At 72.3% G+C, this 23,043-nt stretch carries 20 protein-coding genes; 9 read left to right on the top strand and 11 right to left on the bottom strand.

Features of this window, described 5'->3' with window-relative positions; translation table 11 throughout:
• Window positions 1-28 precede the first annotated feature (28 nt).
• Both KBX46_RS24680 and KBX46_RS24685 read right to left on the bottom strand, forming a co-directional pair.
• Window positions 29-1,240: an acyl-CoA dehydrogenase family protein gene (locus KBX46_RS24680; RefSeq protein WP_210794245.1), complete on the bottom strand. Its 1,212-nt coding sequence runs from the start codon at window positions 1,238-1,240 to the stop codon at window positions 29-31.
• Complete coding sequence (locus tag KBX46_RS24685) at window positions 1,240-2,319, bottom strand: phosphotransferase family protein (RefSeq protein WP_210794246.1); 1,080 nt, start codon at window positions 2,317-2,319, stop codon at window positions 1,240-1,242. The genes KBX46_RS24680 and KBX46_RS24685 overlap by 1 nt, the downstream gene beginning before the upstream one ends.
• A gap of 149 nt (window positions 2,320-2,468) precedes the next feature.
• Here KBX46_RS24685 and KBX46_RS24690 point away from each other — a divergent pair, with 149 nt between their 5' ends.
• Window positions 2,469-3,170 (top strand): amino acid-binding protein, encoded by a 702-nt coding sequence (locus tag KBX46_RS24690; RefSeq protein WP_088946876.1) that lies wholly within the window; start codon window positions 2,469-2,471, stop codon window positions 3,168-3,170.
• A gap of 90 nt (window positions 3,171-3,260) precedes the next feature.
• Entirely contained in the window at window positions 3,261-4,325 is a 1,065-nt protein-coding gene (locus KBX46_RS24695) for a GNAT family N-acetyltransferase (RefSeq protein ID WP_210794247.1), read from the top strand.
• Window positions 4,326-4,336: 11 nt separating this feature from the next.
• On the opposite strand, the gene KBX46_RS24700 is transcribed toward KBX46_RS24695, so the two are convergent.
• Window positions 4,337-4,735: a VOC family protein gene (locus KBX46_RS24700; RefSeq protein WP_247668113.1), complete on the bottom strand. Its 399-nt coding sequence runs from the start codon at window positions 4,733-4,735 to the stop codon at window positions 4,337-4,339.
• Window positions 4,736-4,802: 67 nt separating this feature from the next.
• Entirely contained in the window at window positions 4,803-6,368 is a 1,566-nt protein-coding gene (locus tag KBX46_RS24705; protein ID WP_210794248.1) for an aldehyde dehydrogenase family protein, read from the bottom strand.
• Window positions 6,369-6,809: 441 nt separating this feature from the next.
• On the opposite strand from KBX46_RS24705, the gene KBX46_RS24710 reads away from it, so the two are divergent.
• From KBX46_RS24710 to KBX46_RS24720, 3 genes are all read left to right on the top strand, one after another.
• Window positions 6,810-9,695 carry a glycoside hydrolase family 9 protein gene (locus KBX46_RS24710; RefSeq protein ID WP_210794249.1) on the top strand — a complete coding sequence of 962 codons (2,886 nt, stop codon included), beginning with the start codon at window positions 6,810-6,812 and terminating at the stop codon, window positions 9,693-9,695.
• A 208-nt stretch (window positions 9,696-9,903) separates the two neighbouring features.
• Window positions 9,904-12,354: a non-reducing end alpha-L-arabinofuranosidase family hydrolase gene (locus tag KBX46_RS24715; protein ID WP_210794250.1), complete on the top strand. Its 2,451-nt coding sequence runs from the start codon at window positions 9,904-9,906 to the stop codon at window positions 12,352-12,354.
• A gap of 277 nt (window positions 12,355-12,631) precedes the next feature.
• Window positions 12,632-13,159, top strand: coding sequence for a DUF488 domain-containing protein (locus KBX46_RS24720; protein WP_308159683.1), 528 nt, complete (start codon window positions 12,632-12,634; stop codon window positions 13,157-13,159).
• Between the two features lie 9 nt (window positions 13,160-13,168).
• Here the strand turns inward: KBX46_RS24720 and KBX46_RS24725 are convergent, their stop codons facing one another.
• Genes KBX46_RS24725 through bioB form a run of 3 tightly spaced genes read right to left on the bottom strand, consistent with a single transcriptional unit; the run spans window position 13,169 to window position 14,872 of the window.
• Window positions 13,169-13,675 (bottom strand): GNAT family N-acetyltransferase, encoded by a 507-nt coding sequence (locus KBX46_RS24725; protein ID WP_179782772.1) that lies wholly within the window; start codon window positions 13,673-13,675, stop codon window positions 13,169-13,171.
• 4 nt (window positions 13,676-13,679) lie between these two features.
• Window positions 13,680-13,880, bottom strand: a complete 201-nt coding sequence (locus tag KBX46_RS24730; protein ID WP_099851538.1) for a hypothetical protein — start codon at window positions 13,878-13,880, stop codon at window positions 13,680-13,682.
• A complete protein-coding gene (bioB, locus tag KBX46_RS24735) occupies window positions 13,877-14,872 on the bottom strand; it encodes a biotin synthase BioB (RefSeq protein WP_099851540.1) in 996 nt (331 codons plus the stop codon). The genes KBX46_RS24730 and bioB overlap by 4 nt, the downstream gene beginning before the upstream one ends.
• 153 nt (window positions 14,873-15,025) lie before the next feature.
• On the opposite strand from bioB, the gene KBX46_RS24740 reads away from it, so the two are divergent.
• Genes KBX46_RS24740 through KBX46_RS24755 form a run of 4 tightly spaced genes read left to right on the top strand, consistent with a single transcriptional unit; the run spans window position 15,026 to window position 19,160 of the window.
• Window positions 15,026-16,162, top strand: coding sequence for an 8-amino-7-oxononanoate synthase (locus KBX46_RS24740; protein WP_210794251.1), 1,137 nt, complete (start codon window positions 15,026-15,028; stop codon window positions 16,160-16,162).
• Window positions 16,159-16,884, top strand: coding sequence for a dethiobiotin synthase (gene bioD, locus KBX46_RS24745; RefSeq protein ID WP_099851543.1), 726 nt, complete (start codon window positions 16,159-16,161; stop codon window positions 16,882-16,884). Before KBX46_RS24740 ends, bioD begins: the two co-directional genes overlap by 4 nt.
• Before the next feature lie 54 nt (window positions 16,885-16,938).
• On the top strand, window positions 16,939-18,483 hold the full coding sequence (locus KBX46_RS24750) for a histidine kinase (protein ID WP_308159684.1): 1,545 nt from the start codon (window positions 16,939-16,941) through the stop codon (window positions 18,481-18,483).
• The gene (locus KBX46_RS24755) at window positions 18,483-19,160 is read left to right on the top strand and encodes a response regulator transcription factor (protein WP_210794253.1); all 678 of its coding nucleotides are present in this window, start codon (window positions 18,483-18,485) and stop codon (window positions 19,158-19,160) included. The genes KBX46_RS24750 and KBX46_RS24755 overlap by 1 nt, the downstream gene beginning before the upstream one ends.
• A 35-nt stretch (window positions 19,161-19,195) precedes the next feature.
• Here KBX46_RS24755 and KBX46_RS24760 read toward each other — a convergent pair whose 3' ends face one another.
• The 4 genes from KBX46_RS24760 to KBX46_RS24775 form a co-directional block, all read right to left on the bottom strand.
• Complete coding sequence (locus tag KBX46_RS24760; protein WP_210794254.1) at window positions 19,196-19,966, bottom strand: ABC transporter permease subunit; 771 nt, start codon at window positions 19,964-19,966, stop codon at window positions 19,196-19,198.
• Window positions 19,963-20,895 (bottom strand): ATP-binding cassette domain-containing protein, encoded by a 933-nt coding sequence (locus tag KBX46_RS24765; protein ID WP_210794255.1) that lies wholly within the window; start codon window positions 20,893-20,895, stop codon window positions 19,963-19,965. The genes KBX46_RS24760 and KBX46_RS24765 overlap by 4 nt, the downstream gene beginning before the upstream one ends.
• Before the next feature lie 89 nt (window positions 20,896-20,984).
• The gene (locus tag KBX46_RS24770) at window positions 20,985-21,827 is read right to left on the bottom strand and encodes a polysaccharide deacetylase family protein (protein WP_308159685.1); all 843 of its coding nucleotides are present in this window, start codon (window positions 21,825-21,827) and stop codon (window positions 20,985-20,987) included.
• Window positions 21,828-21,862: 35 nt separating this feature from the next.
• Complete coding sequence (locus KBX46_RS24775; protein WP_210794256.1) at window positions 21,863-23,041, bottom strand: cytochrome P450; 1,179 nt, start codon at window positions 23,039-23,041, stop codon at window positions 21,863-21,865.
• Window positions 23,042-23,043: the final 2 nt, after the last annotated feature.

Here is a 23,043-nt window from a genome sequence, read left to right on the forward strand (position 1 = left end):
CCCCACCTTGGGGGCGGCGCTGTGCGGGTTACGGGGCCCAGCGGCGGAGTTCCCGCTTGGCGAGGGAGTTGCGGTGGACCTCGTCGGGGCCGTCGGCCAGGCGCAGGGTACGGGTCTGCGCCCACAGGGCGGCCAGTGGCGTGTCCTGGCTGACGCCGGCGCCGCCGTACCCCTGGATGGCCTTGTCGATCACCCACTCCGCCATCGCCGGGGTGCCGATCTTGATGGCCTGGATCTCGGTGTGCGCGCCCTTGTTGCCGACGGTGTCCATCAGCCAGGCCGTCTTGAGCACCAGCAACCGGGCCTGCTCGATGCGCACCCGTGACTCGGCGATCCACTCCCGGACCACGCCCTGCTCGGCCAGCGGTCGGCCGAACGCGACCCGCTCGAGCGCCCGCTTGCAGAGCAGTTCCAATGCCCGCTCAGCCATTCCGATCAATCGCATGCAGTGGTGGATCCGGCCGGGACCCAGCCGGGCCTGGGCGATGGCGAAGCCGGTGCCCTCGGCGCCGATCAGGTTCTCCGCGGGCACCCGGACATCGGTGAAGTCGATCTCGGCGTGCCCACCGTGTGAGCCGTCGGTGTAGCCGAAGACGCTCATGCCCCGACGGACGTTCACCCCGGGGGTGTCCCGGGGGACCAGCACCATGCTCTGCTGGCGGTGCCGGTCGGCGTCCGGGTCGGTCTTGCCCATCACGATGAAGATCTCGCAGCGCGGGTCCATCGCGCCGGACGACCACCACTTGCGCCCGTTGATCACGTACTCGGCGCCGTCGCGGGTGATCCGGGTGGCGATGTTGGTGGCGTCGGAGGATGCCACGTCCGGCTCGGTCATGCAGAACGCGGAACGGATCTCGCCCTCCAGCAGCGGCATCAGCCAGCGCTTCTGCTGCGCTTCCGAGCCGAACTCGGCCAGCAGCTCCATGTTGCCGGTGTCCGGTGCCGCGCAGTTGACCGCCTCCGGCGCCAGGTGCGGGCTGCGCCCGGTCAACTCGGCCAGCGGCGCGTACTGGAGGTTGGTCAGGCCGGCGCCGTAGCGCGGGTCGGGGAGGAACAGGTTCCACAGGCCGCGTTTGCGGGCCTCCGCCTTCAGCTCGGCCAACACCGGGGTACGCGACCACGGGTCACCGGTGGCGACCTGCTCGGCGTGCACGGCCTCGGCCGGGTAGACGTGCTCGGTCAGGAATCGGGTCAGCTCGCCGCGTAGTTCCTCGGTCCGGCTGTCGTATGAGAAGTCCATCACCGCTCCCTGGCGGCGGTCAGCCCGTGTGCGACCAGCGGTGCCACCATCTCGCCGATCCGGTCGAAGCCCTCGCCGAGCGTCTGCCCGAGCGTGTGGCGGTAGTGGATGCCCTCGCAGATGACCGCGAGCTTGAAACAGCCGAGTGCCACGTGCCAATGCAGCGGCCCGACGTCCACGTCGCTGCGCCCCGCGTACCGGTCGATCAGCTCGGCGCCGGTGGGGAAGCCGGCGCGCGGCCCGAGCCCGTCGGCGACCGGGTTGCCGTCGGCCGTGTCGCTGCCGCCGAGCACCTCCCAGTACGTCAGGAGCAGCCCCAGATCGGCGAGGGGGTCGCCGAGGGTGGCCATCTCCCAGTCGAGGACGGCGTGCACGGCCACCGGGTCGGCCGAGGCGAGAAGATTGTCCAGTCGGTAGTCGCCGTGCACGATCCGGCCGGCGTTCGCGCCCTCCGGGGCGGTGGCCGCCAGCAGGTCACGCAGCTCGTCGATGCCGGGCAGATCACGGCTGCGCGAGCGGTCGAGCTGCCCGCCCCAGCGCCGGACCTGCCGGGCCAGGTAGCCCTCCGGGCGGCCGAAGTCGCTCAGCCCCACCGAGGACGGCTCGACGCTGTGCAGCGCGGCGAGAGTGTCCATCATCGCCATGGCGAGGGCGCGGCGTCGCTCGTCGCCCAGCGGGTCGGTCTGTGCGCGGGTGCGGAACACCTCACCGGGCATCCGCTCCATGAGGTAGAACGGCGCGCCGATCACCTCCGGGTCGGTGCAGAGCAGCAGCGTGCCGGGCACCGGCACCTCGGTCGGCGCCAGCGCCGAGATGACCCGGAACTCCCGGGCCATGTCGTGCGCGGTCGCCAGCACGTGCCCCAGCGGCGGGCGGCGCAGCACGACCTCACGGTCGCCTAGGCGCAGCAGGTAGGTGAGGTTGGACTTGCCGCCCGCGATCAGGTTGGCGCGCAGTGGCCCGACGGCCAACTCGGGTCGGTGCTGGGCCAGATAGTCGGCGAGTCGGTCCAGGGCGAGCCCGGTGGGGGAGCCTGGGACGGCCTCCGGCCGCAACGCATCGATGGCCGGATCACTCATCCGACTAGTTGATGGCAGCCGGTTCACGTTGTCAATATGAGATTTTCCGCTCGGGACATGCCTTTGCAACAGGGACGAAATGGTCAACGACCAGGCTGGGGCCAGCCTGCCGGTCGCACTCTGCCGGCCCGCCGAGCGGAGGGACAGACATGTTGCTGCGAGTTCGGGTCACCCTGCCGGACCGTCCAGGCACGCTCGGCCAGGTCGCCCGCACGCTGGGCGTCTCCGGCGCGGACATCGTCCAGGTGGTGGTCCTCGAACGCCTCGGCGGGCGCGCGGTGGACGACTTCACAGTGGTCTGGCCGGGCGCGGCGCGGGTGGAGCGGCTGCTGGCCGGTCTCGCGGCGATCCCCGGCGTGCGGGTGGACGGCGTGTGGCGGGCGATCGGCGCGCCCACCACCACCGGGCAGGACGCGGAGCTGCTGGCGCAGGTCGCGGCCAACCCGGCCGACGGCCTCGCCACCCTGGTCGACGCGGTTCCCGGGCTGCTGGCAGCCGACTGGGCCGTCGCCGCCGTGGTGCCTGTCGACTGGGCCTCGCGGACCGGGGGCGGCGGGGCGACCGTGGGGCACGCGAGCTGGCGTGCACCCGTACCCCTGCGGTTGCCGGAGGTGACCCCGCTGCGCGGTCGGTCGATGACCACGCCCGACGGCACGCACCACGCGGTCGCGCCGTTCGGACGGGCGGGCCTGGTGCTGGTGGTGGCCCGCGAGCACAGCGAGACCCTCTCCGCCGCCGCGTTCCACAGCACCGAGGTGGATCGCCTCACCCAGCTCGTCCGGGCCTGCGCGGTGATCCTCGGTGACCGGCTCGACCTGGTCGGCGCGCCCCCGGTGGTCGCCAGCCCCTGATCGGCCCGAGGAGTTCCCGGGCCGACACCGCTGAGCAACCGGGCGGCAACAGGCGAGGGCGAGGCTCTGAGGTGGGGAAGGGAGCCAACCATGACGTTGTGGCGGATCAGGGCCACCGTGGACGACCGGCCGGGTTACCTGTCGGTGCTCACGGCGAGCCTCGCGTTGCGCGGGGTCAACATCCTCACGGTGCAGGTGCAGCCCACCGAGCAGGGCGCGGTGGACGACTTCCTGGTCGACGCGCCGGACGCGCTGGACGAGGCCGGGCTGATCGCCGCCGTCGAGCGGGGTCGGGGCCGGGACTGCTGGGTGGCGCGCAGCGAGGCGCGCGGCCTGGCCGACCAGCCGACCCGGGTGCTCGGGCTGGCCAACCGGCTGGTGCGTGACCCGGACGCGACGGGCGCGGCGCTGCGCACCCTGCTCGGTGCCGACTCGGTCAGCTGGCGACCCGCGTCGACCGGCGTCGAACGGGGGATCACCGGCGCCACCATGCTGCTGGCCGACCCGGCAGGCGGTTCGTTCTCGCTGCGTCGGGTCGCGCCCGCCTTCACCCCGGCGGAGTACGCCCGGGCGCAGGCCCTGGTCGAGCTGGCCGCCACGGTGGTCCGTCGGGCCGCCGAGCAGATCACCCTGGTGCTGCCCGACGGCGCCGAGGTTGCCGTGCGGCCCGCCTGCGCTGACGATCTGTCCGGCGTCGTGGAGCTGCACGAGGCGTGCTCGCCGCGCAGCCGGCACCGGCGTTACCTGGGCGGGGCGGGGTTGCCGCAGCCGGCCCGGCTGCGTCGGCTGCTGGAGCCGAGCCGAGGGCTGACCCTGGTGGCCACGGCCACCGGCGCCGACGGCGAGGCGGAGTCGGTGGTCGCCCTGGCGAACCTGCTCGGCGAGGGTGACGAGGCCGAGGTGGCGCTGCTGGTGCGCGACGACTGGCAGCGGCGGGGGCTCGGCTCAGCGCTGCTGCGCCGGCTGGCCCAGCATGCCGACCGATCCGGGTACGCGGCGCTGGTGCTGCACGTCCAGGCCGACAACGCCCCGATGCTGCGGACGCTGCGCCGGCTGAACCGGTCCAGTTCGGTGGAGCGCGACGGCACCCTGCTCACCCTCACCGTCCCGCTCGCCGCGGACCGGAAGGGCACCCTCTCGACGCCTGGTTCGTAGGACGGGCCCTGTCACCGCGCGGGGCGTTCCCGGCGGCCGGACACGCAGAACCGGTTGCCCTCCGGGTCGGCGAGCACGACGTACGGGGGTTCGGTCGGGTGCGGGTCGGTGGGGTAGTGCCGCCAGTCCACCCGTTGGGCGCCGAGCGCGAGCAACCTGTCGAGTTCCTCGTCGAGGCTGCGCTCGCCGGCGTCCAGGTCCAGGTGGAGGCGGGGAAAATCCTGCACCGGGCTTTCGCTCAGGTCCATCGCGATCGCCATGCCCGGCATGCCTGGCTGGGGCTCCAGCACGATCCACTCGTCGCCGTCGAATCGAGGTGCCCGGCGGCGGTAGTCGAGGGCCGCAGCCCAGAACCTCGCCGCCCGTTCGGCGTCGGACACACCCAGGGAGAGCTGCTCGATCATCGCCATCTCGCGACGGTACGCCGCCGGCCCCCTGTCACACGCGCTGGGCGTCGACAGGGGGCCGGCGCCGACCTCAGGTGGCGGGGTAGCTGTTGTAGTCGGGGAAGTTGCCGTAGAGACGGCTGTCGCCGCCCACTGTGACCGCCTGCACCAGCAGGTCGCCGCCGACGAACGCGCCCTTCCAGGAGGCACCCCGGCCGCCGAACGGCTCGTCCCGGTCACCCCGTGAGCGCGGCTTGTTGATGCCCACCTTGAACGCCTGGAGGTCGACCGCGAGCTTGCTGGCCTCGTCGGTGTCGTCGCAGGCCAGGGAGGCGACCAGTGCCCCGTTGGAGGCGTTCATCGCGGCCAGCAGCTCGTCGGTGGTGTCCACCACGACGATCGTGTCGACCGGCCCGAACGGCTCGGCGTGCATCAGCCGGGACCGGCCGGGCGGGGCGAGCAGCACCGACGGCGCCACGTACGCCGAGGTGTCCTGCCCGGGCAGGAACGGCGCGCCGGTGAGCTTGCCCCTGTGCAGCGGCACCGCTCCACCGCGGACCGCCTCGTCGACCTTGCGGTGCAGCTCGTCGGCCTTGGCCGCGCTGATCAGCGGCCCGAAGTCCAGCTCGGGCAGCGGGTCTCCCGCGGTCCAGTCGTCGCCGACGGCGAGCGGGTGACCGAAGCGCACAGAGCGGACGACGGGCAGGTACATGTCGAGGAACTCGTCGACCAGGTCGCGTTGCACCACGAACCGGGGGTACGCCGTGCAGCGCTGCTTGCCGTACTCGAAGCCCTTCTTCAGGTGGGCGGCGAGCAGGTCCCACTGGGAGAAGTTCCAGATGCCCCAGGCGTTGAGGCCCTCCTGCTCGATGAAGTGCCGCTTGTCGGTGTCGAGCAGTGCGGCCGCGACCTTGCCGCCGTTGGAGCGTCCGCCGACGAACGCGACGGCACCGATCTCGGGTGCGCGAACCAGCACCTCGGACAACTCCTCGCCACCGCCGCTGACGAGGGTCGCGGGCAGGCCGGCGCGGCGCATCAGCGCGTGTGCGACGGTCAGGCAGACGGCGCCGCCCTGGGACGGGGTCTTGGCGATGACCGCGTTGCCGGCCAGCAGCTGCACCAGCTCGGCGTGCACGAGGACGCTCATCGGGTAGTTCCACGAGGCGATGTTGCTGACCGGGCCGGGCAGCGGCTCGCGACCGCCGGCGAGCATCCGGTCGATCTCGTCCGCGTACCAGCGGACGCCGTCGAGCGCGCGGTCCACGTCGGCGCAGGCCAGCCGCCAGGGCTTGCCGATCTCCCAGACCAGCAGCATGGCGAGCAGGTCGCGGTGGGCGGTGAGCGAGTCCAGTGCGTCGGCGACGCGGGCCTTGCGGTCGGCGAGCGGGGTCCGGGCCCAGGTGCGGTGCTCGGCGGCGGCGTGCAGGACCGCGGCGCGGGCGGTGTCGGCGTCGAGCCGGCGCAGGTTGATGACGACGGTGTTGTCCACCGGGGTGCGGACGGGGGCGGGCTGACCGGTGGCCCGCCATTCGCCCTCGACCAGGTTGTGCAGGGTGGTGACGCCGTCCACCTCGGCGCCGAATGCTTCTCCGGTGGCGGCCACCGCGCGGGCCAGGACGTCGGACCAGGCGGTGCCGTCGGCGAGTCGTAGTGCCATCGCTTCTCCTCAGGGTCGACCGGGGAGCGGCGGCGTCGATGACACCGCTGATGAGCCGTACTGTCTCGCGGCGGGTAGCGGGTCGGCAACAGTACGTTTGTCTGACAGGGGTCGCGACGCTCGAACGGCCCCGTTGCCGGCCCGGCGACGACTGGCCTGAACAGCGGCAATGCGACCCTTCTCATCGAATATCATCGATGATGTGAGATGGTTTTAGGGGTCTTCTGGCGCGGGTCTTGACGCAGGTCGCGGTCGCGGCGACGGGGTGGGCCCGGGCGCCTCTTCACAAAGCAGTGACGAGCGCATTACATTGTCGCTTATCCATGGGAGCGCTCCCGCGCTTCCGGTTCCACCACCACAGCCGCCGGCAGCCCGCACCACCCGACACCGTCCCGCGTCCAGGTCGGTGCTGACCGGCGGCGCCACCGACAGGAGCCCGCCATGCACCGACCGCAGCGGTTCCGCTTCCGATCTCGGCGACCGGTCGTCGACCAGCCCTGGCCGCGGCGGTTGCTGGCCGCTGGCGTCGCCCTGCTCACGGGTCTCGCCCTCGCGGTCGCCGGGCCGACGTCGTCGCCCGCCTCCGCCGCGCCAGCGGCCTACAACTACGCCGAGGTGCTGCAGAAGTCGCTGCTCTTCTACGAGGCGCAGCAGTCCGGGCGGCTGCCCGACTGGAACCGGGTCTCCTGGCGCGGCGACAGCGCGCTCACCGACGGCGCTGACGCGGGGCTGGACCTCACCGGCGGCTGGTACGACGCGGGTGACCACGTGAAGTTCGGCTTCCCGATGGCGTTCAGCGCCACCATGCTCGCCTGGGGCGCTGTGGAGTACCGCAGCGGCTACACCGCGTCCGGCCAACTGCCGCACCTGCTCAACAACCTGCGCTTCGTCAACGACTACTTCATCAAGGCGCACCCGTCCGCCAACGTCCTCTATGGACAGGTCGGCAAGGGCGACGACGACCACAAGTGGTGGGGTCCGGCCGAGGTGATGGCGATGGCGCGGCCCGCGTACAAGATCGATGCGAGCTGTGGCGGCGCGGACCTGGCGGGGGAGACGGCGGCCGCGATGGCCGCGTCCTCGATGGTCTTCCGTCCCACCGACGCGGCCTACGCCGACCGGCTGCTCGGGCACGCCCGGCAGCTCTACACCTTCGCCGACACGGTGCGGAAGTCCTACCACGAGTGCATCACCGACGCGACCAGCTTCTACCGCTCGTGGAGCGGCTGGCAGGACGAGCTGGTCTGGGCGGCGATCTGGCTGCACCGGGCCACCGGCGAGGCCAGCTACCTGGCCAAGGCCGAGAGTGAGTACGACAAGCTCGGCACCGAGAACCAATCCACCACCCGCTCCTACAAGTGGACGATCGCCTGGGACAACAAGCAGTTCGGGGCGTACGTGCTGCTGGCCAACCTGACCGGCAAGCAGAAGTACGTCGACGACGCCAACCGCTGGTTGGACTACTGGACCGTCGGGGTGGACGGGCAGCGGGTGCCGTATTCACCCGGTGGGATGGCGGTGCTCGACTCCTGGGGTGCGTTGCGCTACGCGGCCAACACCTCCTTCGCCGCGCTGGTCTACAGCGACAAGACCACCGACACCACCCGTAAGGCGCGCTACCACGACTTCGCCGTCCGGCAGATCAACTACGCGCTGGGCGACAACCCGCGCAACTCCAGTTACGTCATCGGGTTCGGCGCCAACTCGCCGCGCAACCCGCACCACCGCACCGCCCACGGCTCCTGGTGGGACAGCCAGACGGTGCCCGTCGAGACCCGGCACACCCTCTACGGCGCGCTGGTCGGCGGCCCGTCCTCGGCCAACGACGCGTACAGCGACAGCCGGTCGGACTACGTGATGAACGAGGTGGCCACCGACTACAACGCCGGCTTCACCTCCGCGCTGGTCCGGCTGGTCTCCGAGTACGGCGGCACGCCGCTCGCCAACTTCCCGGTCGCCGAGACGCCGGACATCGACGAGCTGACAGTGGAGACCACTGTGACGCAGGCCGAACCGCGGGCCACCGGGCTCAAGGTGATGGTCTACAACAAGTCGGCGTTCCCGGCCCGGGCCCTGACCGACGGCCGGTTCCGGTACTACTTCCGGCCCGACGGCACCGGCCCGGTGCAGGTCACCGCCGGCTACACCCAGGGCTGCCCGTCCCCGACCACCGCGAAGCAGTTCAGCGGTGACATCTGGTACGTCGAGGTGGACTGCACCGGGCACACCATCGCCCCGGCCGGGCAGTCGCAGCACCGGATGGAGGTCCAGTTCAAGATCGGTGTGCCGGAGGGTGGCACCTGGGACCCGACCAACGACCCGTCGTGCCAGGCCACCGCCGGGCCCAACCGGAAGGTGCCGCTCTATTCCGGCGCCACCCGCGTCTGGGGCGAGGAGCCGGGCCCGGTCGTGCCGGACACCACCGCGCCCACAGTGCCCGGCACGCCCGTCGCGTCCGCCGTCACGTCCAGCGGGCTCACGCTGACCTGGACCACGTCCACCGACACGGGCGGCAGCGGGTTGGCCGGCTACGAGGTGACCCGCACCTCGGCCGGCGCCGACCCGGTCGTCACCGCCTCGACGGGGGCCTCCCTGGCCGTGACCGGCCTGGCACCCGAGCGGACGTACCAGTTCACCGTGCGGGCGCTCGACGGCGCCGGCAACCGTTCGGCGGCATCGGCCGCCCTCAGCGTCACCACGCCGGCCGGTCCGGCGCCGGACACCACCCCGCCGACCGCACCCGGTACGCCCACCGCCGCAGCGGTCGGCCCGACCGGCCTGACCCTGACCTGGGGCCCGTCCACCGACGCGGCGGGCGTCACGGCCTACCGCGTCTACCGGGGCGGGAACGTCCTGGTCGGCTCGGCCACCGGCACCACGCTGGCCGTGACCGGGCTGACCGCCTCCACCACGTACACGTTCACGGTGGTGGCGGTGGACGCGGCCGGAAACGTCTCGGCCGCGTCGCCCGGCGTCACGGTCACCACCACGGCCCCGCCCGCCGGCGGCGGCTGCGCGGTGACCTGGACAGCGAACAACTGGGACACCGGGTTCACCGCGAACATCACGATCGCCAACACCGGAACGACGCCGATAAACGGCTGGACGCTCGCGTTCACGTTCCCGAGCAGCGGGCAGAAGATCGGGCAGGCCTGGTCGGCGAACGTGACCCAGACCGGCACCGCGGTGACCGCGTCGAACCTGTCCTACAACGGGACACTGGCACCGGGTGCGTCGACGAGCTTCGGCTTCAACGGCACCCACACCGGCAGCACCACCAGGCCGGCCGCCTTCACCCTGAACGGCACCGCCTGCACCGTCTCCTGACTCATCGACGCGGCGTGGCGTGGTCGGTACCGCGCCCGGGCGACCGGCCACGCTACGCCGCGCGCGGCACAGCATTTCCGAAACTTTTCCGTAACACATTGTCCGGACCGACACGTGGTGTAAGCATCGACTGGATTAGATGTCCCAATCGAGACGTCCGGTCGTCCCCGCCTCGGCGGTCCGGGTGTTGGCCAGTAAGGAGGCTGAGATGGCAATGAGCCCATCCGTTCATCGCGGCGCGACTGGGCGACGGCGATCGCCCGCCGTCCGAGCGCTGCTCGCCGGCGCGTTCAGCGTCGTGACCGTGGCCGCCGTCGCGGTGATGATGCCCTCGGCGAACGCCGCCGCGAGCACGCTCGGCGCGGCCGCCGCACAGTCGGGCCGGTACTTCGGCACCGCCATCGCGGCGGGCCGGCTCGGCGACTCGACATACAGCACGATCGCCGCGCGCGAGTTCAATATGATCACGGCTGAGAACGAGATGAAGCCGGACGCGACGCAGCCCCAGCGGGGCCAGTTCAACTTCAACTCCGGCGACCAGATCTACAACTGGGCGACCCAGCGCGGCCTGAAGGTCCGTGGGCACACCCTGGCCTGGCACGCGCAACAGCCGGGGTGGATGCAGAGCCTGAGCGGCAGCAACCTCCGTCAGGCGATGATCGACCACATCAACGGCGTGATGGGCCACTACCGGGGCAAGCTCGCCGCCTGGGACGTGGTCAACGAGGCGTTCAACGAGGACGGCAGCCGTCGCCAGTCCAACCTCCAGGGCACCGGCAACGACTGGATCGAGGTCGCGTTCCGCACCGCGCGGGCGGCCGACCCTTCGGTCAAGCTGTGCTACAACGACTACAACATCGAGAACTGGTCGTACGGCAAGACGCAGGGCGTCTACCGCATGATCCAGGACTTCAAGTCCCGTGGCGTGCCGATCGACTGCGTCGGGTTGCAGACCCACTTCACCGGCGGCAGCTCGCTGCCGAGCAACTTCCAGACCACGCTGTCCAGCTTCGCCGCGCTCGGCGTGGACGTGGCGCTGACCGAGGTCGACGTCACCAACTCCTCCACCACCCAGTACGCCGGGCTGACCCAGGCGTGCCTGAACGTGCCGCGCTGCATCGGCATCACCGTCTGGGGCGTACGCGACAGCGACTCCTGGCGCTCCAACGAGAGCCCGCTGCTCTTCGACGGCGGCGGCAACAAGAAAGCCGCCTACAACTCGGTCCTCAACGCGCTCAACGCGGCCCCCCCGACCGCGACCCCGACCGCGACCCCGACGGTGAGCCCGACCACGAGCCCGCCGCCGAGCGGCGGCGCCGGCCGGATCGTCGGCGTGCAGTCGGGCCGGTGCATCGACGTGCCCAACGCCACGCAGACCAACGGCACCCGCGTCCAGCTCTACGACTGCAACAGTCAGTCGAACCAGCAGTGGACGTACACCAGCGGCAAGCAGTTGAGGGTCTACGGCAGCAAGTGCCTCGACGCGAACGGCGCGGGCACCGCGAACGGCACCGGAATCATCATCTGGGAGTGCAACGGCCAGCCGAACCAGCAGTGGAACATCAACTCCAACGGCACCATCAGCGGCGTGCAGTCCGGCCGGTGCCTGGACGTCTGGGGTACCGGCAACGGCCAGCAGGTCCAGCTGTACGACTGCCACGGACAGACCAACCAGCAGTGGCGGACCGACTTCGGCGGCGACACGCCGCCGACGTCGACCCCGCCGACCACCACGCCGCCGCCGACGGGTGGCTGCGCGCTCCCGTCGACCTACCGGTGGTCGTCGACCGGCGCGCTGGCGAACCCGCAGAACGGCTGGGTCTCGGTCAAGGACTTCACCAACGTGGTCTACAACGGCAAGCATCTGGTCTACGCGTCCAACGTCAACAGCAGCGGCCAGTACGGATCGATGAACTTCAGCCTGTTCACGAACTGGTCCGACATGGCCTCGGCCGGCCAGACCGGAATGAGTCAGGGCACCGTGGCACCCACGCTGCTGTACTTCGCCCCGAAGAACATCTGGGTGCTGGCGTACCAGTGGGGACCGACCTCGTTCAGCTACAAGACATCGAGCGACCCGACGAACGCAAACGGCTGGTCCTCGGCGCAGACGCTCTCCACCGCCACCCTCTCCGACGCCCCGTACGGGGTGATCGACCAGACCCTCATCGGCGACGACCAGAACATGTACCTGTTTTTCGCCGGGGACAACGGCAAGATCTACCGGTCGAGCATGCCGCTGGGGAACTTCCCGGGCAGCTTCGGCTCGACCTACACGACGGTCATGACCGACTCGACGAACAACCTGTTCGAGGGCGTCGAGGTCTACAAGGTGCAGGGCCAGAACCAGTACCTCATGATCGTCGAGGCGATCGGGAGTCAGGGACGCTACTTCCGGTCGTTCACGTCCACCAGTCTGAACGGCTCGTGGACCCCGCAGGCCGCCACCGAGAGCAACCCCTTCGCCGGCAAGGCCAACAGCGGCGCGACGTGGACCAACGACATCAGCCACGGTGACCTGGTCCGCACCAACCCCGACCAGACCAAGACCGTCGACGCCTGCAACCTGCAGTTCCTGTACCAGGGCAAGAACCCCAGTGCGGGCGGCGACTACAACCTGCTGCCGTGGCGGCCGGGTGTGCTGACCCTCCAGCGTTAGGCGTCACTCCGTTCGCGGAGAACCGGGGCGTGCCCGGCACCGTGCGGTGCCGGGCACGCCCGTCCGAGATCTGCGTCCGGGTACCCACACCGTCGTACCCGGGATGATCATCCTGCTGGCCGGCGCCCTCTCCGTCGCGCTCGCCACGAGCGCCGCCCGGCGGGTGCCCCCAGCGGCACTGACCCCCGGCATGCCATTGGGTGGCATCGCTCGCCTGTACCCAAGATCCCGCCAAGGCCGGGGGATAAGCAGGCGGGATTCGGGGCAAGGCAGCAGTGTGATTGAGCTGCTGACCGTTGGACACGGCACAGCCGACCGGGTGCGGCTGGGAGAGCTGCTGACCGGGGCCGGGGTGGCGCTGCTGGTGGACGTGCGACGCTACCCGGCCAGCCGCACCAACCCCGACGTGCACCGCGAGGAGCTTGAGCGGTGGTTGCCCGAGTACGGCATCGACTACCGCTGGGAGCCGCACCTGGGCGGCCGCCGGCACGTCCCGGCCGGGGAGCCCGAGCCGGACACCTGGTGGAAGGTCGAGGCGTTCCGGGCGTACGCCGCCTACACCCGCACCCAGGACTTCGACACGGCGCTGACCGGGGTGCTGGCCGACGCGGCCGAACGCACCACCGCTGTCATGTGCAGCGAGAGCCTCTGGTGGCGCTGCCACCGCCGGCTGATCGCCGACGTCGCGGCGCTCGGTCGCGGGACGCCGGTGGCCCACCTCATGCCGGAGGGGCGGCTCAGCCCGCACCAGCCCGCCGAGGGTGCCCGGCGACTCCCCAACGGGCACCTCTGCTGGGACGGTTGAGGTGCCCGCTCACTCCACCAGGTCGTCGGCGAGCAGGTCCATCAGCAGACCGTCGTGCCAGCGCCCGTCCTCGCCACGCTCGTAACGGCGCAGCACCCCCACCGGGCGGAAACCCACCTTCGCGTACGCGCGGATCGCGGCGCTGTTCGCCGCCGCCGGGTCGATCGTGAAGCGGTGGTGGCCGTACTCGTCGATGAGGTGCCGGGCCAGGGTGCGGATCGCGTCCCCGCCCAGGCCGGCACCGCGGGCCGCCGGTTCGAGGAAGACGTCCAGGCTGGCGTGGCGGTAGTCCGGGTCCGCCTCGGCGTACCACTGGATGGCGCCGACCACCCGGCCGTCGTGCTCGATCGCGTACACGTGCAGGTCGTCGTCGCCGAGGTCGGCGCGGACCGAACCGGTCAGGTCGTCGCCGCCCCGCCACCACCGGCGGACCTCCGGGTCGGCCCGGATCGCGACGAGGGCCTCCACGTCCGCGGCCGTCGCCGGTCGCAGGACCACCGCCCGCCCGCGCAGCACCGGCTCAGCCCCGAACTTCGCCGTGCTCGACGCAGACCGCCGACCAACCCACCGGCAGCACCTGCACCTTCATCCGGCGCCGGCACCGGGGACAGAACCGGGGCGGCTCCAACTCGCGAGCCGACGCGCAGGCCGCGTGGGCGGTGGCCGTCGCCGACTCACCGCACCGGTCGCACCACAGCTCCGTCGTCGTCACGGTCGTCACAGCGTGTCGGAGAGCGCCTTGACCGGCATCTTCAGCTCGGCCAGCAGATCCAGGTCGGCGGTCGCCGGTCGACCCAGCGTGGTCAGGTAGTTGCCGACGATCACCGCGTTGATGCCGCCGAGCAGACCGTCACGGGTGCCCAGGTCACCGAGGGTGATCTCCCGGCCGCCCGCGTACCGCAGGATGGTGCGCGGCATGGCCAGCCGGAACGCGGCGATGGCCCGCAGCGCGTCCTTGCCCTCCACCACCGGGCGGTCGCCGAGCGGGGTGCCGGGGCGCGGGTTGAGGAAGTTGAGCGGCACCTCGTGCGGGGCCAGCTCGGCGAGCTGCGCGGCGAACTCGGCCCGCTGCTCGACGGTCTCGCCGAGGCCGAGGATGCCGCCGCAGCACACCTCCATGCCGGAGTCGCGGACCATCCGCAGCGTCTCCCAGCGCTCCTCCCAGGAGTGCGTGGTGACCACGTTGGGGAAGTACGACCTGCAGGTTTCCAGGTTGTGGTTGTAGCGGTGCACGCCCATGTCGACCAGGTCGTCGACCTGCTCCTGGGTGAGCATGCCCAGCGACGCGGCGACCTGGATGTCGACCTCCGCCCTGATGGCGGCGACGCCCTCGCGCATCTGCTTCATGAGCCGGGCGTCCGGGCCGCGCACCGCCGCGACGATGCAGAACTCGGTCGCCCCGGTCTTGGCGGTCTGCTTCGCCGCCTCGACCAGCGACGGGATGTCCAGGTAGACCGAGCGCACCGGAGAGGTGAACAGGCCGGACTGGGAGCAGAAGTGGCAGTCCTCCGGGCAGCCGCCGGTCTTCAGCGAGACGATCCCCTCGACCTCGACCTCCGGGCCGCACCAGCGCATCCGCACGTCGTGGGCGAGCTGCAGAGCGGCGGGCAGGTGCTCGTCGGGCAGGTTCAGCACGGCGAGGATGCCGGCCTGGTCGAGGCCGACACCGTCACCGAGGACCTGGGTCCGGGCCTGGTCGAGGATCGCTGGCATGGCTCGTACCTTACAAGGCGCCCCGATCAGCCGGAATGACCTAACAGCCGTCGATGCCTCGCAGCGAGTGGATCCGCCGGGCGTCGGCGGCGGGTGGTAATTTCGCCCGGCGGGTGTCGGGCTGACCGGCGCGGACGGCGGTGAAGGGGTGACGTGGCGGACTGGCTGGCGGCGCTCGACCGCCGCGCGGAGTTGCGGGCGAAGGCCGGGTTGACCCGGCGACTCAATCCGCGTCCCGCCGACGATCAGATGACCGATCTGGCCGGCAACGACTACCTCGGTCTGGCCACACATCCGCAGGTCACGGCCGCTGCCGCGGCTGCGCTGTCGGCGTACGGGCTGGGGGCGACCGGGTCGCGCCTGGTGCGTGGCTCCACCGACGCGCACCAGGCGTTGGAGGACGAGCTGGCGCAGTGGCTGGGCACCGACCGGGCTCTCGTCTTCTCCTCGGGCTACCTGGCCAACATCGGCGCGCTGCGGGCACTCGTCCAACCTCGGACGCTGCTCGTCTCCGACGCGCACAACCACGCGTCCCTGATCGACGGCTGCCGGATCTCCGGTGCGGAGACGGTGGTCACCCCGCACGCCGACGTGAACGCGGTGGCTGCCGCACTCGCGGCCGCTCCGGGTCGCCCGGCGGTGGTGGTCACCGAGTCGGTCTTCTCGGTCGACGGTGACCTCGCCCCGCTGGCCCGGCTGCACGCGGTGGCCCGCCGGCACGGTGCGCTGCTGCTGGTCGACGACGCGCACGCGCTGGGCGTGATCGGTCCGGCCGGCGCGGGCGGGGTGGCCGCCGCGAAGCTGTCCGGTGAGCCGGACGTGGTGGTCACCGCCACCCTGTCCAAGGCGCTCGGCGGCGCGGGTGGGCTGGTGGCCGGCCCGGCCGAGTTCGTCAGGCACCTGGTCGAGACCGGGCGTACGTTCATCTTCGACACGGCCCTGCCGCCGGCGGTCGCCGCCGGTGTGCACGCCGCGCTGGGGCTGGTCCGGGCTGGCGACGACCTGCGTGCGGAGCTGTCGGACCGGGTGGGGTTGGCGGTCGACCGGCTGCGTGCGGCCGGGCTGACCGTCTCCGTTCCGGACGCGGCGGTGATCTCGGTGACGGCCCCTGGGCCGGAGGCGGCGACCACCTGGGCCGCAGACTGCCGGGACCGGGGCGTCGCGGTGGGCTGCTTCCGGCCACCGTCCACCCCGGACAGCCGCTCCCGCCTGCGGCTCACGATCAGCGCGGGGGTGCCCCGGGCGGCGTTCGAGCGGGCTGTGGACGTCATCGTGGAAACTGCCCCATGACCGCGTGGGAGGGCCCGGTTCTGGTTACCGGGACTGACACCGAGGTCGGTAAGACCGTGGTGACCGCGGCGATCGCGGCCGCCGCGCAGGCCGCCGGGTTGCGGGTGGCGGTGGTCAAGCCGGGCCAGACCGGTACGGCCAGCGGTGAGCCCGGCGACGTGGACGCGGTCAACCGGTTGGCTGCCCCGCTGACCGGCCGGACCTTGGCCAGTTATCCCGATCCGCTCGCCCCGTTGGCCGCCGCCCGGGTGGCGGATCTGCCGCCGCTGGAGTTGTACGCGGTGGTGGACGCCGTCCGCGCGGAGGCGGACAAGCACGACCTGGTGTTGATCGAGGGCGCGGGTGGGTTGCTGGTGCCGATGGGGCTGCGCCCGTCGGGCGAGCCGTGGACGATGGCCGACCTGGCGGTGTCGCTCGGCGTACCCGCGGTGGTGGTCGCCCGCGCCGGGTTGGGCACGCTCAACCACACCGCGCTGACCCTGGAGGCACTCGACCGGCGTGCGGTGCCGGCCGGCGTGGTGATCGGCGCCTGGCCGACCAGACCGGAGCTGGTGCACTGGACGAACCTCACCGACCTGGTGCCGAACCTGCTCGGCGCGTTGCCCGACGGCGCCGGTGCGATGGACCCGGGGGTGTTCCGGCGGTCCGCGCCGGGTTGGCTCACCCCGGCCCTGCACGGCGTGCTCGACGACTGGCGGGTCTGGGCCGAGGAGAGCGGCTGAACACCTGACTTTCGTCGGTGTCCGCCCAGGTCGGACGTGGGTAGCCTGACCGCCGTGCCGATTTTCGACTTCTCGCCGCCGGGTTTGTCGGACCGGTGGCGTCGGCTGCTGCGGGACGTGCTGCTCTGGGCGGTGGTGGCCGCCCCGGTCGGCTATGCCGGGTTCAGCCCGCCCTATCCGCGGTACGCGTTGCCGCTGGTGGTCGGCAAGTTGGTGCTGCTCGGCGTGGCGGCGGTGCTGGCAAATCGGCGCGCACCGTTGGCGGCCCTCGTGCTGGTGGTGCTCGGGTCGGTCGTCGACGGCAACTTCGTGTTCGCGATCCCGGTCTTCAGCTATCTCGCCGGGCGGCGCAGCGCCTCCGCGGGCCGGGCGGCCGGGGTCTTCGTGCTGATCGCGGCGGGCGGCACGGCGCTCAACCTGGGCGTGCTCGGCACCGGCCCGGCCACCTGGTTCCTGCTCGCTTCGGTGCTGCTCTTCGCCGCGGTGTTCCCCTGGTTGGTCGGGCGGTACCGCCGTCAGCAGCAGGAGTTGGCCGACGCCGGTCGACGGCACGTGGAGGCGCTGACCCGCGAGGAGCGTGGTGCCGCCGAGCGGATCCGGCTGCGGGAACGGGCCCGGATCGCCGGGGAGATGCACGACTCGCTCGGTCACGACCTCAGCCTGATCGCGTTGCGGGCCGCCGCCCTGGAGGTCGCCGCCGACCTGGACGACCGGCACCGGGCCGCCGCGGGGGAGCTGCGGGCCAGCGTCTCCGCCGCCACCGAGCGACTGCACGAGATCATCGGGGTGCTCCGGGAGGAGGGCGGCGCGTCGGTGCGTCCGAGCGGGGAGACCGTCGCCGATCTGGTCGAGGGTGCCCGGGAGGCCGGCATGGCGGTACGCATGGAGGCCGGCGCGGCGGTCGCGGAGTTGCCGGCGATGACCGGTCACGCGGCCCACCGGATCGTCCGTGAGGCGCTGACCAACGCCGCCCGCTACGCACCGGGCGCCCCGGTGGAGGTGCGCCTGACCCGGGACGCTGACCGGGTCGAGGTCGCCGTCGTCAACGGCGCCGCGCCGGCGGGGCCGCTGCCCGCCCCACCGTCGCAGGGCAGCGGGCTGCTCGCCCTCGCCGAACGGGTCCGTCTCTCCGGTGGGACGCTGCACGCCGGCCCGCGTACCGAGGGCGGCTTCGTCGTACGGGCGGTGTTGCCGGCGACCGCGCCGCCGGTGGAGGCGATCGACGGCGGCGACCAGCCCGGTCCGGTGGAGCGGCCGGTAGACGCCGAGCGGCGGCTGCACGACGCCCGCCGACGGGTGCGCCGCAGCCTCCTGGTGGCGCTGGCGGCGCCGGTCGGCTTCGCCCTCGTGCTCTCCCTCGTCTACTACCCGGTGGCGACCGCCGGGACGGTGCTGGACCGGGCCACCTTCGACCAGATGCGGGTCGGCGCGGCCCGGTCTGAGCTGGCCGGGCTGCCCCGGCGGCAGTTGGAACGCCCCACGCCGGCCGACCGGGCGGACTGCGAGTACTACACCGACGGCAACTTTCCCCTCGCGCAGCCGACCTGGCGGCTGTGTTTCACCGACGGCCGGCTGGTCAGCAAGGAGTGGATCGCGTAGTGAACACCGACACGACCGGGGCAACGCCGGTCCGGGTCGTCCTGGCCGACGACGAAGCGATGATCCGGGCGGGCGTCCGGGCCATCCTCGCCACCGATCCCGGCATCGAGGTGGTCGCCGAGGCCGGCGACGGGCACGCGGCGGTGGAGCTGGTCCGTGCGCACCGACCTCGGGTCGCGCTGCTGGACATCCGGATGCCGCGGATGGACGGGCTGGCCGCCGCCGCCGAGATCCGCCGGGTCGTGCCGGAGACCGCGACGATCATGCTGACCACGTTCGGCGAGGACGACCACGTGGCCCGTGCGCTGGGGCACGGCGCCAACGGGTTCCTGCTCAAGGCCGGCGACCCACGTGAGCTGATCGCGGGCGTGCACGCCGTCGCCGACGGTGGTGCGTACCTCTCGCCGCAGGTGGCCCGCCGGGTGATCGAGCTGGGCGCCGGTCGGTTGGCCCGCCGGCCCGCCGCACGGGACCGTACGGCCGGGCTGACCGAGCGGGAACGGGAGGTGCTGGCCCTGGTCGGGGCGGGGTTGTCCAACGCCGAGATCGCCCGCCGGCTGCACCTGGTGGAGGGCACCGTGAAGAGCTACCTGACCAGCATCTTCACCCGGCTCGACGTGCGCAACCGGGTGCAGGCGGCGATCCTCGCGTACGAGGCGGGGCTGGTCGACGGCTGAGCGGGGGCGGCGCGGCCCCCGCTCAGCCGCCGGCGTCACGCGTCGCGGCGGCGCAGCGCGGCCCGGCCCAGCAGGAGCGCGGCCCCGGCCCAGCCGGCGAGCAGCAGCAGCCCGACGAGGCTGGGGTACGGCTCGGTGTCGCCGGCCAGGAAGTGCGCTCCGGCTACCCCGGGGAACACGTCGGCGATCCGGTTCAGCACGTCGATGTCCGGCTCCTGAAGCGACAACGGCACGATCATCAGGGTGGCGAGGAGCACGGTGATCGTGAGTACCGCGTTGCGCAGCGCGGCGCCGAGGCCCAGGGCGAGCACGCCGATGAGCGCCAGGTAGGCGGCCACCGCCACGATGTCGCCGATCGTGCCGGCCACCGGGGCGCTGCCCCACTTGCCGAGCACCGGCCGGGCCACCAGGGCGCCGACGCCGCCGAGCAGCAGACCGAGGGCGAAGGTGACGGTGCCGGCGACGGCGGCCTTGGCCAGCAGTACGCGGCCACGCGACGGGGTGCACTGGAGCGTGGTCCGGATGGTGCCACTGGTGAACTCGGCGGTGATCGCCAGCAGGCCGAGCGCCAGCACCACGTACTGGGTCAACTCGACCGAGTCGATCAGCACGCTGCCGACGGTGACGATTCCCCGGTCGTCGGTCGGGTCGTCGTTGGTGTTGTCGTTGGCGGCGTAGATGGCCAGCTGACCGGCGCTCGCGGCCATCACCAGCAGCCCGGCCAGCGCCGTCCACCAGGTGCTCGGCACCGAGGAGAGCTTGGTCCACTCGGCGGCCACCGCGCCACCACGGGTCATGGTGCTCATCGCGCCCCACCTCCGGTCGTTCCGCCCGCGTACTCGACGCTGTCGGCGGTCAGTTCCATGAACGCCTGCTCCAGCGACGCGCCGTGCGGGCTCAGCTCGTGCAGTCGTACGCCCAGCTCGTGTGCCAGGTCCCCGACGCGGTCGGCGGTGGTGCCGGTGACGGTCAGCTCGTTGCGGTCGGCCGCCTGCACTGTCGCGCCGGCGGCGGTGAGGCGCGCGGCCAGGGCGGCGAGGCCGTCCGGGTGCGGGCTGCGGACCCGGACCGCGACCGCGCTGCCGGCGATCACCTCGTCGGTCGGAGCGTCGGCGAGCAGTCGTCCCCGGCCGATCACCACGAGCTGGTCGGCGGTGAGCTGCATCTCGCTCATCAGGTGGCTGGAGACGAAGACAGTCCGTCCCTGGTCGGCCAGCGAGCGCATGAGCTGCCGCACCCAGCGCACCCCGTCCGGGTCGAGGCCGTTCACCGGCTCGTCGAACATCAGCACCGGAGGGTCGCCGAGCAGCGCGCCGGCGATGCCGAGCCGCTGGCCCATGCCGAGGGAGAGGGTCCGTCCCGGTTTCCTGGCGGCCCGCGCGTCCAGCCCGACGGTGTCGAGCACCTCGTCCACCCGACGGGTGGGGATGCCGTTGCTGCGGGCGATGGCCAGCAGGTGCGCCCGGCCGGAGCGGGCCGGGTGGATGGCACGGGCGTCGAGCAGCGCCCCGACCTCGTGCAGCGGCCGGCGCAACTCCCGGTACGCGCGCCCGCCGATGAGGGCCTGCCCGGCGCTGGGACGGTCCAGCCCGAGGATCATCCGCATGGTGGTGGACTTGCCGGCGCCGTTGGGGCCGAGGAACCCGGTGACCCGGCCGGGCGCGATGTCGACGGTCAGGGCGTCGACCGCGACGGTCGCCCCGAACCGTTTCGTCAACCCACGTAATGTGATCATGCGCTGACGCTAGGCGCACGGCCCCCTGCCGCACCGCGCCCGAACGGCAGCACCCGACCCTGACTTTCGTCAGGTCGCGGGCGGGTCGGTCAGCCGACGTAGTCCTCCAGCAGAGCCGGTGTGAGCCCGGCCCGGTGGATCGCCTTCAGCGCCGCGAGCAGGTCGTCCATCAGCGCCGGCCGGAAGTGCATGAGCAGCACGTCGCCGGGCTGGACGAGCCTCTCCGGGGTCTGGTAGCGCACCTTGCCCTCGTGCACGGTCTCGGTCCAGTGGAAGACCGCCTTCGCGCCGCAGTCGTGCGCGGCCCTCAACGTGGTGGCGTCGTGCTCGCCGAACGGTGGCCGGAACAGCGTCGGTCGCTTGCCGAACAGCGCCTCCAGCTTGTCCGCGGCACCGCAGATCTCGTGCCTCTGGCGGTCGTACGACCGGCCGGCCAGCGAGTTGTGCGTGATGGTGTGGTTCTCGACGACCCCGCCCGCCACCATGATCTGCCGGAAGTAGACGTCGTGCTCCTCGGCGGCCGGTGAGTTCAGGAACATCGTGACCGGGATGTGCGCCCGCCAGACGAATTCGGCCACCTCGGGCGGACGGGCCAGCCCACCGTCGTCGATGGTGATGAAGGCGACCCTCTGGTCGGTGGGCAGGCGGTGCCAGAACTGGGCCGCGCCGGTCTCGGGCAGCGGCACCGGTTGCGGCGGTGGCGCCTCGGGGAAGGTCGGCACTTGGGACACGTACCAGTCCAGGCTCCCGGGCACGGGCTTCGTCGTCGGGGACGGCGAGGTCGACGGCGCGGCAGGCGAGGCGGACAGGGCCGGCTGGTCCGTGGCGATCCGTCGGACGTGCAACGCCGGTCCGGCTGTGCAGGCACTCAGCACCAGCAGGGCCAGAAGTGTTACGACGGCGAGGATCCGACGCGCAGGGGTCGCTGACACGCCCGGAAACCTACCGAACAGAGATCAGGATCTCCTCAGGCCGGTGCCCCGGACGAGCGCCGGACGACGAAGGCGTCGGGCATCCGGAAGGTGAGATTGTCCGGGCACCAGGGCGGACGTACCACCCGCACCCCGTCCAGCAGCGGCGCTGCCTCGGCCACCACCACGGCCGCCTCCATGCGGGCCAGCACGTCACCGACGCAGCGGTGCGCGCCCGCCCCGAACGCCAGGTGCCGGCGGGACCCGCGCTGACCCGGGCGGAACTCGTCGGGGGACTGCACGACAGCAGGGTCCCGACCGGCGCGACCCAGCCACAGCACGAGACTGCTGCCGGCCGGCACCGCCGTGCCGCCCAGCGTGCTGTCCGTCGCCGCCACCCGCCGCCAGGTGACGATCGGAGGCTCCAGCCGCAGCCCCTCCTCCACCACGTCGGCCACCGCGACCTCGCCCGTGCGCAGGCCGGCCCGGACCGCGGGCTCACCGGCCAGCCGGTGCAGCAGCAGGGTGAGGAACTGCGAGGTGGTCTCCTGCCCGGCGACCAGCAGGAAGAAGAGCGCGCCCACCACCACGTCCGGCGGGTGCCCGGCCGCGCGCAGCTCAGCGGCCAACCCGCCGCCGGTGGTCGCGAAGTCGCGCAGTACGCGGTGGAACCGCCCCACCTCGGCGGCGAGGGTCACCTGCCGGTCGCCGTCCAGCGGGGCCCAGAACAACTCCAACGCGGCACGGGCGAACTCCTTGACCGCGCCGACCGGAGCGTCCGGCAGCTCCACCAGCCGGGCCAGCACCAGCAGCGGCAGGTCGGCGGCGAGTTCCGCGTACAGGTCGACCGGCTCGCCGGCGTCGAGGGCCGCGCCGAGCCCAGCGACCCGGTCCCGGACCAGCGCCGTCAGCCACTGCCGCTGCGCGGCGACCCGGGCGGGGTGCAGCGCGTCCGCGACGATCGCCCGGATCTGCGGGTGGCTCGCGCCCGAGTTGTTGGCGAGAGTCGGCGGCAGCCGGAACCGGTGCGCGGCCAGCACCCGCAGCGCGGTCACCGGCATCGGCGTCACCGCGTCCAGCGCGTTGTCCGGCCGATAGGTGACCGGGTCGGCGAGGACCTGACGGACCAGCGCGTGCCGGGTGACGACCAGGTGCGTGCCGCCGACGTGGTCCGGCACCCGGGCCACGTCCGGCCATGCGGGGTCGGTCACCTGCGCCCAGCTGCGGAACAGCACCC

The sequence above is a fragment of the Micromonospora sp. C81 genome (assembly GCF_018070425.1).
Taxonomy (GTDB): domain Bacteria; phylum Actinomycetota; class Actinomycetes; order Mycobacteriales; family Micromonosporaceae; genus Micromonospora; species Micromonospora zamorensis.

Coding starts and splice junctions, on each gene's coding strand:
- KBX46_RS24680 (WP_210794245.1), bottom strand. CDS start 1,240: ATGGACTTCTCATACGACAGCCGGACCGAGGAACTACGCGGCGAGCTG.
- KBX46_RS24685 (WP_210794246.1), bottom strand. CDS start 2,319: ATGAGTGATCCGGCCATCGATGCGTTGCGGCCGGAGGCCGTCCCAGGC.
- KBX46_RS24690 (WP_088946876.1), top strand. CDS start 2,469: ATGTTGCTGCGAGTTCGGGTCACCCTGCCGGACCGTCCAGGCACGCTC.
- KBX46_RS24695 (WP_210794247.1), top strand. CDS start 3,261: ATGACGTTGTGGCGGATCAGGGCCACCGTGGACGACCGGCCGGGTTAC.
- KBX46_RS24700 (WP_247668113.1), bottom strand. CDS start 4,735: ATGGCGATGATCGAGCAGCTCTCCCTGGGTGTGTCCGACGCCGAACGG.
- KBX46_RS24705 (WP_210794248.1), bottom strand. CDS start 6,368: ATGGCACTACGACTCGCCGACGGCACCGCCTGGTCCGACGTCCTGGCC.
- KBX46_RS24710 (WP_210794249.1), top strand. CDS start 6,810: ATGCACCGACCGCAGCGGTTCCGCTTCCGATCTCGGCGACCGGTCGTC.
- KBX46_RS24715 (WP_210794250.1), top strand. CDS start 9,904: ATGGCAATGAGCCCATCCGTTCATCGCGGCGCGACTGGGCGACGGCGA.
- bioB (WP_099851540.1), bottom strand. CDS start 14,872: ATGCCAGCGATCCTCGACCAGGCCCGGACCCAGGTCCTCGGTGACGGT.
- bioD (WP_099851543.1), top strand. CDS start 16,159: ATGACCGCGTGGGAGGGCCCGGTTCTGGTTACCGGGACTGACACCGAG.
- KBX46_RS24760 (WP_210794254.1), bottom strand. CDS start 19,966: ATGAGCACCATGACCCGTGGTGGCGCGGTGGCCGCCGAGTGGACCAAG.
- KBX46_RS24765 (WP_210794255.1), bottom strand. CDS start 20,895: ATGATCACATTACGTGGGTTGACGAAACGGTTCGGGGCGACCGTCGCG.